We start from the raw sequence: 17,147 nt of genomic DNA, 5'->3' as shown, positions 1-17,147 counted from the left end.
CTTGAAGTTGATGAGCTAAAAAGAGGAGCACTCGTAGACATGAGGAAGCAAAAAAAAGACGACATCTCATTCAAAAATAAAGGAATGAATGTCGTCTTTTTAATGGATTCTCTTTCAGCTATCTGTAAGAACCATGTTTTTCAGTGGCCTCCCGTAACCGCCCCTTTTGGCTTCTTCGCCGACCGGTCCGGATGCTCAGTCATTCATGACCTGGTCGTATTTTTCCTTCAATCGCTTGATGTCCGCTCTCGGAGGGGCCCCGAACATGCGGGAATATTCGCGGCTGAACTGGGAGGAACTCTCGTAACCGACTCTGAAAGCGACGTCCGCGGCGTCCGCCGATTCAGCCAATAAGAGGCGGCGGGCTTCCTGAAGTCTCAGTTGCTTCTGGAACTGAAGCGGGCTCATAGCGGTTACCTCTTTAAAATGCCGATGGAACGAAGAAACGCTCATACTGGCGGTCTCCGCGAGATCTTCGATCCGAAAAGACTGATCCCAATCTCGGACAATATGGTCGATAGCTTCCCGGATCCGATAGGTGCTGCTTCCTTCGACCGCAATCTGAGCCAATTCGGCTCCATAGGGTCCCTGCAGCAGCCTGTATAGAATCTCTTTCGTGTAAAGAGGGGCGAGAAACGGGATTTCTCCCGGGGTGTCCAGCAGACGGGCAAGCCTGAGCACGGCGTCCTGAATGGACGATTCCATCTGGCCGACGAACAGGGCACGTTTGGCGTTATCTTTTGACGTGACCTTAATATCACAATCGTTCAGCACTTCAAGGATCTGGTTCTGTGTAAATTCGAGCTTGAGACTCAGGTAAGGAGAGTCAGCAGAAGCTTTTATGATTTGACCGATCACAGGCAGATTCATGGAAGCGATCAGATAATTGGATGGTCCATATTCAAATCTCTCCTGTGCCAGCAAAATTTCTTTCAAACCTTGAACGACAACACAAAAAGAAGGCTTGTAAACCCGATAAGCGGGCTCGGTTATGCTGGAATGCTGATAGAAAAATAGGGAAGGGATCGCCGTTTCCCTGGAGCTATTCTGAAGCGAGTGACGCTTGATCAATCTGGTGAGCTCCTGCTGCTGTTGAAGAATGTTCTCGGACATTCAAATCCTCCTTGCGGGTTTGTCTGGTTCCATTATAAGACTTACCTGCCTGTAGCAAAAGTGGTCGTGATAGGATTGGGCAATCATTTAAGACGAATGAGATACCGCTTCGCTTTCTCCGGTCGGCATAATAAGACTAAGCTCGCAGAATCAAGCAAGGGGTGATAACACCGCAATAAGGAGGCAAGATTACATTTGAATAATACTTGGAAAATCTACATGCTGACTCTCATCAGTTTCCTGGTGGGTACGTCGCAATTTGTTATCGTCGGCATTCTGGATCAAGTCGCTTCTTCTGTCGGCGTATCTGTATCGGCGGCAGGGCAACTTACGACTGCATTCTCGCTCGCCAATGCAATCGGCACCCCGCTCGTCATCCTGGCAGCGGCGAAGCTGGATCGACGCCGCCAACTGTTGATTGCACTCTGCATTTTGCTGCTCGGCATTGTCTCCACGCTAGCTCTTCCAGGCTTTGGCTTTCTGATGGTCTCACGTGCCGTTCTCGGCGTTGCGACGGGAGTGTTTATCGTCACGGCCTACGGGACAGCTGCACAGCTCGCGCCTCCCGGAAGGCAGGGAAGGGCGATGTCCAACGTAGCTATGGGGTTCAGTGCTGCTCTGGTCTTTGGCGTTCCGATTGGCCGCGTTGTCGCTGGAGCGTATGACTGGAAGACGATCTTCTGGGGACTCGGATTTCTCAGCCTACTTGCGCTCGTTGCAGTAGCCCGTACGATTCCGGCTTCCGAAAGTGAAGCGCCCGTTTCTTTACGTCGCCAACTCTCCTATCTTAAGAAACCGAAAATCGCTGCTGCCCTTGGCGTGACTTTCTTCGTATTTATAGGCTACTCGGCAGTCAATACCTATATCGCGCCTTTCTTGGCTACACTTATCCCGATAAGCGAGCAGGGTATCAGTGCCGTACTTCTGGCTCTGGGCATCGCAAGTCTGATCGGATCGAAAGCGGGCGGATTTCTGACGGACCGGATTGGCACTAGCCGAACGCTCCTCATCAGTATGAGTGTCCAGGTCGTTGCGTTGGTGCTACTATCTCTATTCACAGTATCGGTAAGCATGAGCGTCTCTCTTCTCATGCTCTGGGCGATTGCGATTTGGTCATTTGGACCGACACAGAACTTCAATCTGATTTCAATCGCTCCGGAAGCCTCCAGTATCATGCTTAGCCTAAACAGCTCTTTTGTACAGTTCGGCTTCGCCGCAGGCGCAGGCATTGGAGGAATCGCCGTAGGAAGTTCATCGGTCATGGCCGTTAGCTGGATCGGTTCTGCCGCTGTATTGACAGGTCTCTCGATCGCTGTCGTCTCCTTCGGACGTACCTACACTTACGCGAGAATCGAATAGATGAAAAAGTAGATGGAGTGATGAAAATGAATAATATCTTAATCCTGGGCGCTAACGGCCAAATTGCACGTCAGGCCATCGACATGTTCCTCAAGGAAACTGATGCCCAGCTTACACTTTATTTGCGCAGGTCCAGCCGACTGGAAAATGTTGATTCCAGTCGTGCACAAGTCATTGAAGGCGACGTCATGGATATGGAAAAGCTGAAAGAAGCCATGATTGGAAAGGACGTCGTCTATGCCAATCTTGCTGGTGATCTGGAACAGTACGCCAAGAACATCATGGAAGCTATGAGCGCCACTGGTGTTAAACGTTTGATTTTTATCAGTTCGATGGGCATTTATGATGAAGTGCCAGGAGAGAAGTATGGCGGTATTCTAGATCCATATCGAAAATCAGCTCAAATCATTGAAGCCTCTGACCTCGAATATACAATCCTTAGACCCGCATGGTTTACGAATTCAGATGAAATTGACTATGTGACCACTCAGAAAGGCGAAACGTTTAAAGGGTCAGTTGTTTCGCGCAAGAGTGTTGCTGATTTGATCGTTAAATTAGCTGAATCACCTGAATTGGAAGTTCGCCGCAGCTTAGGAATAAACAAGCCCGAATAAGGAGAGATAAAGCAACTGGATTTTTAAGGTGCTCTGTCGTGGAGGGTTTAAAGCTGGAGCGGAGTAAGGGATTGATGTCTCTAAAAAGGGAGAAGATGAATAATTTGAATCGTTGGTTTGGGAATTTATTGGTTCAAAGGCTTATCACATTAATAGAGTTTGAAGAGGATGAATTTTTCAAACAAATATATAATAGTTCTCTTGATAGGATAGTAAGCCAAATAACTAAAGAAAGATAATTAACATTTTTAATTAAGTTGTTCACTGATAAATCAAATTGTGTTCTTTTATTGCTTTACTAGGAGCGAAGGAGTAGAGAAAACATATGTGCGAAACTCGTGTTCTAAGTGTTCCAAGCGCAAAAGAGCCCTTTGAAAAGACAATGATTGAGCGGAGAGAGCTTCGACCGGACGACATCCTCATCGATATCAAGTTCTGCGGCATTTGCCACTCTGATATTCACAATGCACACAATGACTGGGGAACCGGCATCTTCCCTATGGTTCCCGGCCATGAGATTACAGGAATCGTGACTGCAGTTGGCTCGGAAGTCACCCAATTTGCCGTAGGAGAGCGCGTTGGCGTCGGCTGTTTTGTGGACTCCTGCGGAGAATGCGAATATTGCCTCAGGGGGGATGAGCAGTTCTGCACAAAAGACGTTGTCCTGGTCTTTAATACACAGGACTACGAAGGCAATGTAACATACGGCGGATACAGCCAAAAAATCGTAGTAAAGGAAAGATTCGTCGTCCGTATTCCTGACGCTCTGGAACTGGATGCAGCAAGCCCGCTCTTGTGTGCAGGCATCACTACCTACTCTCCTTTGAAGCACTGGAACGTTGGGCCGGGCAAGAAGGTCGCCATTGTGGGTATGGGCGGTCTTGGACATATAGCAGTCCAATTCGCGCATACCATGGGTGCTGAAGTTACGGTTCTGAGTCATCCTATAAACAAGAAAGACGAAGCGCTGGAGATGGGAGCAGACCATTATTTTGTAACCAATGACCCGGGTGCGTTTACTGAATTGGCCAGCTCTTTTGATCTCATTCTGAATACGGTCTCCGTCAATCTTGACGTCAATGCGTATTTATCCATGCTTCGCGTGGATGGAACGCTTGTCAATGTCGGTGCACCAGCTGAGCCGGATCACTACCATGCTTTTTCCGTGATTATGGGTCGCCGGAGTATTGCCGGTTCGAACGTTGGCGGAATCCGGGAAACGCAGGAGATGCTTGATTTCTGCGCTCAACACGGCATTGCACCTAAAATCGAGGTCATTCGCGCCGACCAGGCGGATGAAGCTTATGAGCGTGTTCTTCGCAGCGATGTACGTTATCGATTCGTGATTGATATGTCTACTCTGTAATTTGGTAAAGATAAAATCATATTAAGGAAGGAAGATGTATGATGCAAAAGCGTAAATTGGGAAATAGCGGCCTGGAAGTTTCGGCGATCGGGCTAAGGTGTGACGCTGATGTTATGTTTTTTGCTACTTCCACACGACTGCTCAATCCTGCTTTTAACTCCTGTATGATGGCTAGTTTCTCAATCCTATTGTATTCGTTCTTCTTAGACAAAGGAAAACTCCCCTTCAAGTAGCGGTTTATTTATTAAACCTGTCTACTTGAAGGGGAGCATATCAAAATGGGTAGCCTGTTCCGTAATTTATAATAGCGAGGTTACGAACTTCACTTCCGGAAAGCGGCTATCCGGTCCTTTCATTAAGATTCCGCCTTGATTTTTCAGATACTTATCGAAGAAATCCAGCATATAGGCATTGATAACGGAGTTCGCTCTTTCGGGCGCAATCTTTCCTGTAATGCCCAGCATTTTGAAAATCGGAGAAATGAATTGTACGTCGGTAAAATTCAAATGCTCCGTATTTTCGATATAGAGGACTTGTCCCCCTTCGTCGACCGTTTCGCGCATCCGTTGAAGCTCCAACTTTTTATCTTCCGTTACTTGATCCTCCCACTCTCTTGTTGATCCCATACGGTTAAGCTCTGCATCTGTGTAGACCCGGTTATCCATCACCATTTTTAATTTTTCGAAATAGCTTTCCGAGTTGATGAACAAAAACGGCTTTCGCAGACCCTCTCTGTCACGCAGTCGATAAAGCCCTCCATCAAAGTCTATTCCAACCGTGATTCGCGGATCGTAAGAAGCGTCATAGGCCGTCGCTCCGCCGATGGAATGGCCGAACACCCCGACATGACCGAGATCAATCTTCCCTTTTAGATGACTTGGAATCTGCCCCGATTGGATGAGCTCGAATTGGTCCAGCGTAAACGCCACATCGCCAGTTAAAACTTTTCCCAACTTGTCACGATTTCCCCTTTCTGTCCGGTAATCATGGGCAGGCGAAAATAAGTCGTTGGTTGTGCTGGTCGTGATTCGACCGTCCGGAAACTCGGTTGCAAATGTATTGTAGGTGTGGTCGATCACTGCCACGATATATCCGTGACTCGCGAGATTTTCGGCTTGCGACGTGTGGAGGAACCTGGAAGAGCCGTTGCCGGGATTTGCAAGGATCAGCGGGTATGAAGTCTGTGCCGAAGAGACTTTCGCTCCCGAATAAGCATGACTGGATACGTACTTCAGGTGTTGAAACGTAAACCCGGGAAGGCCATAGTTCGCGGCCATATAACGTAAAATCTCGGTATCGGGAATAAAGGGAGCGTACTTGCCGGTGCTAGCTTGAGTCGGATACCAGACCTGAACCATCAATTCCCTCTTGCCATCTCTGGCTTCGTCGAAAATCTCTTCCCTATTTGTATCCACGAAATGAAAAGTTTGCGTTCCTACCTTAAATTCGCCTGTCGGTTCAGGTAGTCTAAATACAGGAAAGGCATACATGAGACCCGCTGTTACGACCAGCATTATCGCTATTGCGGTATAAGCTGAACCCAACATGAATCGTGGGATTTTTTTTTGGCCGGTTTTTTTAAACCAGCTATAACCTGAAATGGCTAAAAAAATGATCGTTATGCAATATGGGAAAAATAGCTGAATTCTGTATCCTTCCACCATCCAATGAATGACCAGTAAAAGTGTGGCGATCCCGCTTGCAACGAATACTGGAATTCTACGCCGTCCTTTTTTTAATAGGACTGTTAATGCAAACAAGCCGATGTTTGACAAAAAAAACAACAGTTCAAACAGCCTCATCTCGATTCTCCTTTTAAAAAATTTCTATTTTCGTTTGTTCCAATCTTATCCTGTCAGGCTGGCCTAAGCTATCGATTTGCCTTACATCTACCTTACAATTTTGTAATTCGATCTTGCGGTTTTGGAGGACTAGTAAAACGGTTTCTTTTCAGCTTGAAAGAGCAAGGTTATAATAGTTTACAACGGAACCTAATCCAGCCTATTCAAACCATAGAAACACAGTAAGTTCCAATCGCTCTTCGGCGAAGGCATGCTGGTGTTTTTTTAAATCAGAAAAGGAGCCAAGTCCTATGTTTAGTATCCTGATTGTAGAAGACGATCTTAAGCTGGCGCAGCTGCTTCAATCATATATGGATAAATACGGGTATCGAGCTGAAGCGGTCCAGGAGTTCGACCGAGTTATGGAGGTGTTCCAGAGCATTCGTCCGGATCTCGTGCTGTTGGACGTCAATCTGCCCCGTTACGACGGCTATTACTGGTGCAGGCAAATCCGAACGGTCTCCACCTGCCCGATTCTGTTTATCTCCGCCCGCGACGGCAAGATGGAGCAGGTCATGGCGCTGGAGAACGGGGCGGACGATTATATCGCCAAGCCCTTCGATTATGAAGTGGTAATGGCCAAGATCAAGAGCCAGCTTCGCCGCGCTTATGGCTCATACGCCCCCAACAAGAGGGAACGGACTGTGGAATGCACAGGACTCGTGTTGTATCCCGAAAGGCTTGAGCTGACCTTATCCGGCAAAACCGTAGATCTCAGTCATAAAGAATCCTTGCTGATGGAAACACTGATGGAAAGCAGCTCCAAGGTGGTCAGCCGCGATTGGCTTCTGAACAAGCTGTGGGACGGTCAACAGTTAGTTGACGACAACACGCTTAATGTCAATATCACGCGCATCCGCAAAAAATTATCCGAACTCGGCGTTGAAGAAGCGTTGGAAACCGTGCGGGGAGCCGGGTATAAACTGCGGCCTTTCTGGAGGGAGGAGCCATGAAGCTGTTTTGGAGAGAGCATGTTCCGTTAGTGTTCATGTATGCCGGACAGCTTCTGCTGACTGTTTATATGTGCCGCTTATCCGGTTTCCGAAATACCTTCGATCTTGTGTACATCTGCATGGTAAATACGGCCTTGCTCGCTTTTTACTTGATATACCGTTATATCCGCCATTTTCGATTTTATCGGAGACTGACTCGTCCTCTTTCGTCAATTGACGAATCGGCCGAATTTGTCGGGAACGCACCGCTCGCGGATGCACTTGGGCATCTGCTCCAGGGGGAGTATCGTCTTTATCAGAACGATATCCAACGATACCGTAAGAAGCTAATCGATCACATCACCTTTATCAATCAGTGGGTGCACCAGATGAAAACCCCGCTATCCGTTATGCACCTTGCGGTTCAGAAAGAAACCGACCCCTTCTTTGACAGCATTCGAGAGGAAATAGACAAGCTGAAGAAGGGGCTTGACACGGTGCTGTATACCTCACGATTGGATGCGTTCGAGCAGGATTTCGTGGCGGAGCCGGTGCATCTTCGTCAGCTGGTCGGGAAAGTAACGGCTGAACACAAAAATTTATTTATCCGCAATAAGGTCTTCCCGGAAATCCAGGTGGATGACCGATTGATGGTCATGTCCGATGACAAGTGGCTTGCATTCGCACTCGGCCAATTAATCACCAATGCGGTACGGTATTCGGCCGGCGCAAGCAGCCGTGTCATGATTACCTCTGATGTGCGCGGACAGCGAGCCGTTCTTGAGATTCGGGACAACGGCGCCGGAATCCCGAAACAGGATATCAAGCGGGTCTTCGACGCGTATTTTACAGGGAAAACGGTAGATGGTTCGGCGAATCCACCGGCATGGGGCTCTACCTGGTTCGGGAGATCGCCTCGCGGCTTGATCATCGCGTCGAGCTTGAATCCGAGCAGGGACAAGGAACAGCAGTACGTATATGGATGGGAATCGCGCATGTTCATGCTCTATGAACATGCTTTGTTTTTTATTACAGCATTGTAAGATTTGTTTAAGAATAATCGATGGGATAGCGATTGAGGATCGGTTATGATTATGCGAGAGAGCCTTGGAAATTCGAAATTCCGACCGTATGAAAGGAAGAATGCTTGATATGGATATGTTAATCGTGCGCAATCTGGGAAAAGTTTATGATGGCAGTATCGCGTATAGGGCGATGAGCGACATGAATCTGGTTGTCGAGAAAGGCGAGTTTGTCGGGATTATGGGTCCTTCAGGCAGCGGCAAAACAACGCTGCTGAACGTAGTATCCACAATCGACACGCCTACCTCCGGGGAAGTGTTGATTAATGGGGAAAACCCCCATTTGTTATCCAAACACGATCTGGCCCTGTTCCGCAGACGGAAGCTGGGCTTTGTCTTTCAGGATCTTAATTTGCTAGATACGCTGACCATCGGGGAAAATATCATTCTCCCTCTTACGCTGGATGGGAAAAGCGTGAAGGAGATGGACGCCAAGCTTCATCTGGTGGCCGAAAAACTGGGCATCACCCAAATTCTGAATAAACGAATCTATGAAGTGTCGGGAGGGCAACGGCAGAGGGCTGCCATCGCAAGGGCCATCATTCATTCCCCTTCGCTGTTGCTGGCCGATGAGCCGACAGGAAATCTCGACTCCAAATCCTCTCGAGATGTGATGGAAACCATGGAGGCCATCAACCAAACCGATCATACGACCATGCTGCTGGTCACCCATGACGCTCTCGCGGCTAGCTACTGCCACCGGGTCGTATTCATCAAGGACGGTCGGCTCTATAATGAATTTTACCGGGGAAACAACCGGCAGGCCTTCTTCCAACAGATTATCGATATGCTTTCACTAATGGGAGGGAATGCACATGAGCTTTCACCGCTTCGTGTCAATTAAGAGGAGTTCCCGGCTTATCCTGTCCATGATGACCATTACGGCAATAGGTCGGGAGGGTCAATAAATGACGTTTCGACAATTTGCCTTCCGCAATGTAAGCCGGAACAAACGAACGTATGCCGCTTTTTTTCTGAGCAGCGCGTTTTCGGTGATGATCTTTTTCATTTATGCTTTTTTTATTTTTCACCCTGCAATTAAAAATTCTGATTTCAATTGGTCGGCCGTTACGGCAATGACGGTTGCGGAATATATCGTCTATGTGTTCTCCATCTTCTTCGTATTCTATTCCGTCAGTGCCTTCCTGAAATCCCGCAAACGGGAATTCGGCGTGCTCATCATGCACGGCATGACCTACAATCAGCTGCGACGCATAGTCTTTATCGAGAGCATGGTGATCGGTTTCGCTTCCATTGTGGCAGGTCTTGCCGCCGGCATGCTGTTCGCCAAGCTATTCATGATGATCGGAGCTGATGTGATGCAGATGAGCCCGCTGCCATACTACATGCCAAGCAAAGCAATTCTGCTCACTCTGTCCGCATTCGTGCTGTTGTTTCTCGTCATCTCCGCGTTCACTGCCGCATTCGTACGGGCCAGCAAGCCGATCGATCTGCTGAAAGGTGGCGCCAAACCGAAGCCTGAGCCTAAATCATCCGTTTTTCTTTCAATTACAGCGTTCTGCCTTCTTCTTGCCGGATACATCATATCGTTTCTAGTTAAAGGCGCCACGGTCGTTATCGCTCTTTTTCCGGTCACGGTCATAGTCATCATCGGTACTTACTTTTTATACACTCAGTTGAGCGTGTTTGTGATTCGCACTTTGAGAAGCAACCGCTCTGTCTTTTTGCACAAAACGAATGTGCTCGTTTTTTCCGACATGGCTTACCGCATGAAGGACAACGCCCGCATGTTCTTTCTCGTGACGATCGTTTCGGCAGTCGCCATTTGCGCCATGGGCGGCTTGATGGGATATCAGGAAACAATCCACAAACAAATCTCGGATGCGTACCCGTTCGCCTATAATTACATCCAAACCACCGGCGATGTCGGGCAAGCAGCCTATCAAACGAAAATAATCGAACAAGAGCTCAAAGAACGGGGAATTCGTTATGATAAATTGTCCGTCCATTTAGCGAACTTCGATTCGATAAATGGACAATCACTGAACTTCATCCGCCTGTCCGAGTATACCAAGCTTGCCAAAGCCTTGGATTACCCGGTACTGTCGCTGCAGGGAAATGAAGCCGCGACCATCTGGACCATGAAAAACCGGCCGTTGCCGGAACGCGAGTGGTCAGTGAAGGGAACATCCATCACATTCAACATGAAACAAACCGTCGGAAAGCCGGTCACGCCTCCCATTGTCGATGAACCGCTGTTGATCGTTCAGGATGAGATGCTTGACTCCTTTGGCAATCCGAAAGAAGAACAGCTTTTAACCGCTTACGATACGGACAGCGCCGATTCAACGGCGGACACGGGGGAGGCCATCGCTCAACAGCTAGGATATGCACAAACCTCCGGTTTTTGGTTCACATCTCCTGCCTATTTGGAGGAACAGATGAAGCGGACCTATAATCTGATGCTTTTCGTCGGATTGTTTGTCAGTTGCGTATTTTTTGTTGCATCGGGAAGCTTTCTATATTTCCGGCTGTTTACCGACCTGAATGATGACAAGCAGAAGTACCGTTCCATAACGAAGATCGGGTTGACCGACAAGGAACTTGAGAAGGTGGCGACTCTACAGATGGCGCTGTTGTTTTTCGTACCGCTCGCGGTCGCGCTCATCCACAGCTCGGTTGCGCTATACGCTCTGCATAACCTGCTCCATTCGCCGGTGATTCATTCGGCCATTACGGTCTACAGCGTTTTCCTTGTCGCGCAATTCCTGTACTTTCTACTGATCCGTGCCCGTTATTTAAAGCATTTGAAACAATCAGCGGGTTTTAACTGATTGCCCCTATTTCTGAAAGGACCGTCGGCTTGGAAACGGATCGCAAGACTTTTCAATGGTCTCATACGACCCCAAAAAGTAACAACCATAAAGACGTCTCTTATCCAACAAGTGATATTGGAAGTTCTTATGATACAGATATCTCATTCTCTGTGGGGGTTTACGATGGTTTGACTCAATCCACGCTCACAAATAAGAAAGATTTTATTGATGAGAATACACCAGCTGTATTCTACAACATGAGTATTGTAACAACTTTTTCTTATGGTGGAAAAACCTATACCCATACGACTGACTACACGTATGACGAACCAAGGCGCTGGACATCACCTAGTGCAACAAAGGTAACCAAGGAGGAATCAGGAAATACCAATAAGTATGTGGTTAATACATCACAGACTTATAACGACTATGGTAGTATCACAAGCGCTGTTGACGTGTTGGGTGTAACAACAACGTACACCTATGATGCAACGTCGCATTTACTTGTTGATGTCTCGAAACCAATTTCTGTTACTCAAACACAATATACGGAATATGTACGTGATGCAGTTCATGGCAATGTGACAACAATTCGTGTTCGTGAAGGTAATGTAACGGGAGCAATTCTCCAGGAAACAATTACTGAGAACTTTGATGCGTTTGGGAACACGTTGCAAACGAGAGTCAAAAAGGATGCAGCGAACTACGTTACCTTTCAAACAGAATACAAAACAACAGCACCTTATTCTGGAGCATACCCAACAAAACAAACATCGCGGTCACAGATGCAAATGGTGCTGCTTCAACGATCATTAAACAGTACGACTACAACACATTGACTGGCCAACTTAAAACGTTTATTGATGGAAATACCAACCCTACAAACTACGAATATGATGCTATTGGATTTGTAACAAAGGTGATTTATCCAGACAATAGGGCTGTCCATTCTTGGCGGCGTCTTTCTCTGGTCGACATGAGGTAACCTCCTGTTTAATTAGGTTACCTTCATCCTCTCATGAATGTTTAAGCTGTTGAAGGTGTGCAGGGTTTGACGCTTACATATAAAGAGAGTAACTCGTGAAAAAATTAATTCTGGTGTTAATAATAGATGGGCATTACAGAACAACAGGTTAAGGGGAAGCTTGGAGCACCACTGCATATTCTTCATAAAAAGTGAGTCTTTTTTTCAACACATGATATTTTTGGGGAGGGTATTCGGGCTATTTTCAGGACACGGACGGCCATTTATGGGAAGTCGTCTGAAAATCCGGAGTGGGAATTCGCGGAATGAGTCTGAAAATCGGAAAGCAAGCAATTTTGATCATCCTGGAAGCAGTTGCGTGGATAAGAGGTAAAAAAGGGTATTCCGCAGCCGGAAGGCTTCTCGGGATACCCTTCTTGTAGATATTTTCAAATCAAGCCTGCCTGTCGTGCGGCATCAAATGTCTAAACATAAGCCCCAGCTTTAACAGTAGCAGGTGGTCAGTATTCTTCAAATCCAGATTCAGCAGCCCCGAAATTTTCTCCAGCCTGTACAGCACCGTGTTGCGATGGATAAACAGCTCACGTGCGGTTTCATTCACATGGCCGTTGTTGGCGAAATAGGCTTCAAGCGTGTGCATCATCTCGCCGGCATATTCCTCGTCCTTGTCCAACAGTGGACGGAACAGATAAGAGCAGTACCTGCTCATGACCTGCTTCGGAATATGTTTGAATAGATAAATGAATTCCAGGTCGGCAAACATGACAACCGTTTCGCTTGAACCGAGCTCCGTGCTGATTCTCTCGGCCTCGGCACACTCCCGGAAGCCGTCGATGAACTCCTCCATACCCATCCTGACTTTGCTGATGTAACATGTCCTTGCTCCTGCTCCGTGGTCCCATGCGTGCATCAAATCCGCATACAAACGCGCGGAATTCTCATACTGTCTGCGCTTCTTGGCCTCCTCTTCCGGAATGGGAAAGAGGGAATATACGCGGTTCATCACATAGAAATGATGGGATTCCAAGGAGGCCGTCTTCGGATGGTCCTGAAGCTTATCCCGAATCTCCTTCAGTCTGCGTCGCTGACTCTCATGGTCCCATGTATCAGCTCCTGTGGAGGATATCATGCATACGTAGGGAGTGCTCCAAAATGTGCTTCCCAACGCTTCGGCAAATTCGAGAACCGTTTCCCGAGAGGCGTTTCCCTTCAAGTAACGCTCCATGGCCGCGCCAAGACGACTGCCCGCCGCAGAAGCCTCTTGATTCCAGATGATCTCCAGATGATAGGAAAGAATAACGGCAGCCTGGTGAAAAATGCCCTCCATATCATGTGCTTCCTGCAGATTTTCAGTCTGAACCAGCAAGTAACCGTATGATTTTCCGTTTTTCAGCAGGTGGACCCGATACAACAGGTTGTTGGCTGCCTTATAAAACCGATTGTCCTGATGCCAGGGCCAGTGACTCAATAGCTCTATTTCGGAACAGCTTGTCACGTTATACAAGGCCTGTCCCTCGGAGGAGACGATGGCTACAGGATGTCCCAAAATGCTGGTGATACTTTGAAAATAATTGGTGTACTCATCCGCCTGCATCGCAAAATCAACCAGCTTCTTCTGCGTTTCAAGCAATTCATTCAGCCGGCGGGTATCACGTTGGAACTCGGATTGGAAAAGAGCAGTGATCTGCTCGGAGAAGGTGAATTCAAAAGGCAACTCAATCAGGGGGAAGCTCAAACGGTCGGCTTCAAGCAGGGCAATCTCGGGAATTTCCGTCCAGTAGCGGCCAAGCTTGATGCCAAGCCCGGAGGCCCCCCGTTCATTCAGCTTTTGCAGTAAATTGACAAATTCCTCGGGTGAATCCCTGATCGCATAAGCCGTAGTCAGCAGCAGCTCCCCTTCCTTTATCCAATTGATCACATCCGGGGCATCCATCAAATTAATGGAGGTGATTGTTCGGGAAATTCCCTTTATACCAGCAGCCAGCTTCCCTTCCGATAACGGATAGACCATCAAGGCTTCTTCTATAGTTAAATGCATGTCAAATCACTCCCCCAAAATGATGCGTATATGATTCAGGTCCCGGACACGACGTAACTTTTTAAGCAATTATATAGGGTTTCCTCGACTTTATGCAATCCTTTTTGCCTCTTAAATGTAATATAAGTTAACATTATTTACTGGTAATTCTGTTTTTTAACCAACACATAGCCCTTTTTGTTAGATTAAAAACCGAAATTATGTTAGGAATATTTACATTCATATTTTTTAGCTTTATGATAGGACACAACTTCAAAGAGAAGAGGGGATTCAGATGCAGCTTACCCAAAATCAACAGGCTGCGGCCGAAAAGGACAGCCGTTCCATGCTTGTTATCGATGATGTCGGCAAAATCTACCCCAATGGCACTGTAGCTGTGCAGCATGCGGATCTGCATGTAGGGGAAGGGGAATTTCTCTGTTTTGTCGGCCCTTCCGGTTGCGGTAAATCGACTATTTTTAATATGATTGCCGGTTTGACGGAACCGACCTCCGGTCATCTGTCCGTGCTGGGCACCTCACCGAAGGAAGCGCGCAAGCAGAATGAGATTGCCTTTGTGTTTCAGGAGCATACCCTGCTGCCATGGGCCAAGCTGATTGATAATGTCACCATGCCTCTTACTTTGCGCGGAGTATCCAAGAAGGAGCGTATTACCGAAGGGGAGCGGGTTCTTGAGCTGGTAGGTCTGAAGGAATATATGAAAGTGCTGCCCCGTGAGCTGTCAGGCGGAATGAAGATGAGGGTATCGATTGCACGAGCGTTGATATCCAGACCCAAGTTGCTGTTAATGGATGAACCGTTTGGCGCTCTTGATGAAATTACCAGGCAGACGTTACAGGATGAACTGCTGAATATTTGGGAACAGGACAAAAAGATGTCGGTTCTGTTCATTACGCATAACGTGTTTGAAAGTGTGTTTCTATCGACAAGAGTAGTGGTGATGACGCCCCGTCCCGGTAAAATTTCGGACATCATCGATATCCCGTTTGCTTATCCAAGGAATGATGGATTCCGGACCCGTCGGGAATTCAGTGAATATGTACGTAGCGTGTCCGCTGTGCTGAAACATTGATAGCCAGAAATGAGAGGAGAGTGAAGAAAAATGGAAGAGATCGCATCCATTTCAGCCGTTGAAACGGCAGTGGGTATCCAGGCTTCCGCGAAGGAAAATGCCCGCAGCGGTTATCCGGCAGTCGAGAATAAGGTCCTGAGCCTGCTAAAGAAAGTTCTGCCACCATTTGTAGTGTTTGTCCTGTTTATCGGTGGATGGGAGATCATCGTGCGGATGATCGGAATGCCTCCGTATATTTTGCCCAAGCCATCCGATATTGCGGCGGCGGCCGCCGAGAACAGCACGAATCTGATTACGTCGGTAAGCACAACCATTGTAGAGGCGTTGATCGGTTTTGCGATTAGTGTAGTGCTCGGCATTTCATTAGCCATTCTGCTGGCGCTGTCCAAAACGGTGGAAAAAAGCGTATATCCGTACGCCATTATCCTACAGACTATTCCGGTCGTAGCGGTAGCCCCGATCATTGTGATCTGGTTCGGAGCGGGGATTAATGCCATTGTGATCATCTCATTCCTGATCAGCTTTTTCCCGATTTTATCGAATACGCTGATCGGATTGAACTCAACGGATCAGAACATGAAAAATTTATTCTATTTGTATAATGCAAGCAAGCTGCAGACCATCTGGAAGCTGCGATTTCCGGCGGCGCTCCCGTACATTATGGCGGGGCTGAAAATTTCATGCTCCAGTTCAGTTGTCGGAGCGATCGTGGGTGAATACATTGCCGGCATTGGCGGCGGACAGGGTGGACTCGGATACGGGATTACCGTTGCAGCAACCCGCCTGCAAACTCCTTATCTGTTCGCCTGCGGTTTGGCAGCATCCATCTTGGGAATAGCATTTTTCCTAATCATTAACATGGTATCGAACAAGCTTTTGAAGTCCTGGCATGAGTCGGCAATGAAATGATACCAGAACCGGGAGAGGGTCCAACATGTCCAAACATCTTATGAACTTACGGTACAAGAAGTGGCTGCTGTTGGTTGCAGCTTTGATCATGTTGCTTCTGAGCGCATGCTCCAATTCCGGCGCTCCGGAATCCTCGGCCCTGGCGAAGGGGGAAGAAGGAACAGATCTGAAGCAGGTGAGACTGATCGAGGGCTGGTACGCCAAAGGGGAAGATGGAGGCTATTTTGCGGCATTGCAGCAGAACTACTACAAGGACAAGGGGATCGACATGACGATTCAACCGGGAGGTCCCGAGGTGTCAACCATGCAGCTTGTCGCTGCGGGCAAAGCCGAATTCGGTATCTCTTATGCAGATGAAATTTTGAAGGCGCGGGAACAGGGAATCCCTGTTGTTGGCATCCTTGCCGGCTTTCAGAGCACACCGCAGGTTCTTATGTACCACAAAGGGCAAGACATCCAGGATTTCACCGACCTGAACGGCAAAACCGTATACATTGGTACAGCGGTGCCTTACTGGGAATATATCAAGAGCCAATACAATCTGACGGATGTAAAAGAAATGAAGTATAACGGACAGCTTGTCAATTTTATTAATGACCCCAATTCGTTGAATCAGGGCTACATCACGAACGAGCCTTACGCGCTTTCCCAGCAGGGGGTTGAGGTGGACTATCTGAAAATCGCCGATTCCGGTTATGCGAACTATGCGGATGTTCTTTTTACAACTGAAGACTACCTTAGAAAGCACCCCGATGTCGTAGAGGCTGTGGTGCAGGCAAGCCAGAAGGGTTGGAGCTATTATCTTGACAACTATAAAAAGGTAAACCCGTTCATTCAGACCTACAATCCGGATATGACGGTAGAAGCAATGAATTATGAGGCGGTGCAGGAAAAGCCCTTTATTCTTAACAAGGAATCCGAGGCAAACGGTATCGGTTATATGACAGAGGAACGCTGGAGCACCCTGCAGGATCAGATGATCAAGAGCAGAGGATTAACGAAGGCACAGGATGTTGCCCAGGCGTTCAAGACCGAATATCTGATGAAGCCATGAGTGTG

General features: G+C 47.7%; 14 protein-coding genes. 11 read left to right on the top strand and 3 right to left on the bottom strand.

Translation table 11 applies throughout. The features are described from left to right. Nucleotides 1-195: 195 nt before the first annotated feature. Nucleotides 196-1,113: an AraC family transcriptional regulator gene (locus tag E0698_RS19430; protein WP_192512630.1), complete on the bottom strand. Its 918-nt coding sequence runs from the start codon at nt 1,111-1,113 to the stop codon at nt 196-198. A 195-nt stretch (nt 1,114-1,308) separates the two neighbouring features. On the opposite strand from E0698_RS19430, the gene E0698_RS19425 reads away from it, so the two are divergent. The 3 genes from E0698_RS19425 to E0698_RS19415 all read left to right on the top strand — a co-directional run bounded on the left by E0698_RS19425 (nt 1,309) and on the right by E0698_RS19415 (nt 4,452). After that, a complete protein-coding gene (locus E0698_RS19425; protein ID WP_192512629.1) occupies nt 1,309-2,472 on the top strand; it encodes an MFS transporter in 1,164 nt (387 codons plus the stop codon). 26 nt (nt 2,473-2,498) lie between these two features. Next, entirely contained in the window at nt 2,499-3,086 is a 588-nt protein-coding gene (locus E0698_RS19420; protein ID WP_192512628.1) for an SDR family oxidoreductase, read from the top strand. A 325-nt stretch (nt 3,087-3,411) separates the two neighbouring features. Further along, on the top strand, nt 3,412-4,452 hold the full coding sequence (locus tag E0698_RS19415) for an NAD(P)-dependent alcohol dehydrogenase (protein ID WP_192512627.1): 1,041 nt from the start codon (nt 3,412-3,414) through the stop codon (nt 4,450-4,452). Nucleotides 4,453-4,751: 299 nt separating this feature from the next. Here the strand turns inward: E0698_RS19415 and E0698_RS19410 are convergent, their stop codons facing one another. Beyond that, nucleotides 4,752-6,254, bottom strand: a complete 1,503-nt coding sequence (locus E0698_RS19410; protein ID WP_192512626.1) for an alpha/beta hydrolase family protein — start codon at nt 6,252-6,254, stop codon at nt 4,752-4,754. Between the two features lie 290 nt (nt 6,255-6,544). Here E0698_RS19410 and E0698_RS19405 point away from each other — a divergent pair, with 290 nt between their 5' ends. The 5 genes from E0698_RS19405 (at nt 6,545) to E0698_RS19385 (ending at nt 11,923) form a co-directional block, all read left to right on the top strand. After that, a complete protein-coding gene (locus tag E0698_RS19405) occupies nt 6,545-7,246 on the top strand; it encodes a response regulator transcription factor (RefSeq protein ID WP_149094010.1) in 702 nt (233 codons plus the stop codon). Beyond that, nucleotides 7,243-8,268: a sensor histidine kinase gene (locus E0698_RS19400; RefSeq protein ID WP_238354071.1), complete on the top strand. Its 1,026-nt coding sequence runs from the start codon at nt 7,243-7,245 to the stop codon at nt 8,266-8,268. Before E0698_RS19405 ends, E0698_RS19400 begins: the two co-directional genes overlap by 4 nt. 109 nt (nt 8,269-8,377) lie before the next feature. Then, nucleotides 8,378-9,151, top strand: coding sequence for an ABC transporter ATP-binding protein (locus E0698_RS19395; protein WP_025682142.1), 774 nt, complete (start codon nt 8,378-8,380; stop codon nt 9,149-9,151). Nucleotides 9,152-9,215: 64 nt separating this feature from the next. Next, the gene (locus tag E0698_RS19390) at nt 9,216-11,102 is read left to right on the top strand and encodes an FtsX-like permease family protein (RefSeq protein WP_192512625.1); all 1,887 of its coding nucleotides are present in this window, start codon (nt 9,216-9,218) and stop codon (nt 11,100-11,102) included. 29 nt (nt 11,103-11,131) lie between these two features. Continuing rightward, on the top strand, nt 11,132-11,923 hold the full coding sequence (locus E0698_RS19385) for a hypothetical protein (protein WP_192512624.1): 792 nt from the start codon (nt 11,132-11,134) through the stop codon (nt 11,921-11,923). A gap of 579 nt (nt 11,924-12,502) precedes the next feature. On the opposite strand, the gene E0698_RS19380 is transcribed toward E0698_RS19385, so the two are convergent. Then, nucleotides 12,503-14,107, bottom strand: a complete 1,605-nt coding sequence (locus E0698_RS19380; protein WP_192512623.1) for a PucR family transcriptional regulator — start codon at nt 14,105-14,107, stop codon at nt 12,503-12,505. A gap of 274 nt (nt 14,108-14,381) precedes the next feature. On the opposite strand from E0698_RS19380, the gene E0698_RS19375 reads away from it, so the two are divergent. The 3 genes from E0698_RS19375 to E0698_RS19365 are packed head-to-tail and all read left to right on the top strand — an operon-like array spanning nt 14,382 to nt 17,142. Then, the gene (locus E0698_RS19375; RefSeq protein WP_149094004.1) at nt 14,382-15,179 is read left to right on the top strand and encodes an ABC transporter ATP-binding protein; all 798 of its coding nucleotides are present in this window, start codon (nt 14,382-14,384) and stop codon (nt 15,177-15,179) included. Between the two features lie 30 nt (nt 15,180-15,209). Further along, entirely contained in the window at nt 15,210-16,088 is an 879-nt protein-coding gene (locus E0698_RS19370) for an ABC transporter permease (RefSeq protein ID WP_149094003.1), read from the top strand. A gap of 25 nt (nt 16,089-16,113) precedes the next feature. Then, the gene (locus E0698_RS19365; protein ID WP_192512622.1) at nt 16,114-17,142 is read left to right on the top strand and encodes an ABC transporter substrate-binding protein; all 1,029 of its coding nucleotides are present in this window, start codon (nt 16,114-16,116) and stop codon (nt 17,140-17,142) included. Nucleotides 17,143-17,147: the final 5 nt, after the last annotated feature.

This window comes from Paenibacillus sp. 23TSA30-6 (assembly GCF_014858585.1).
Taxonomy (GTDB): Bacteria; Bacillota; Bacilli; order Paenibacillales; family Paenibacillaceae; genus Paenibacillus.
The sequence above is the reverse complement of the archived record's forward strand: the minus strand, read 5'-3'. Positions and strand labels throughout refer to the sequence as shown.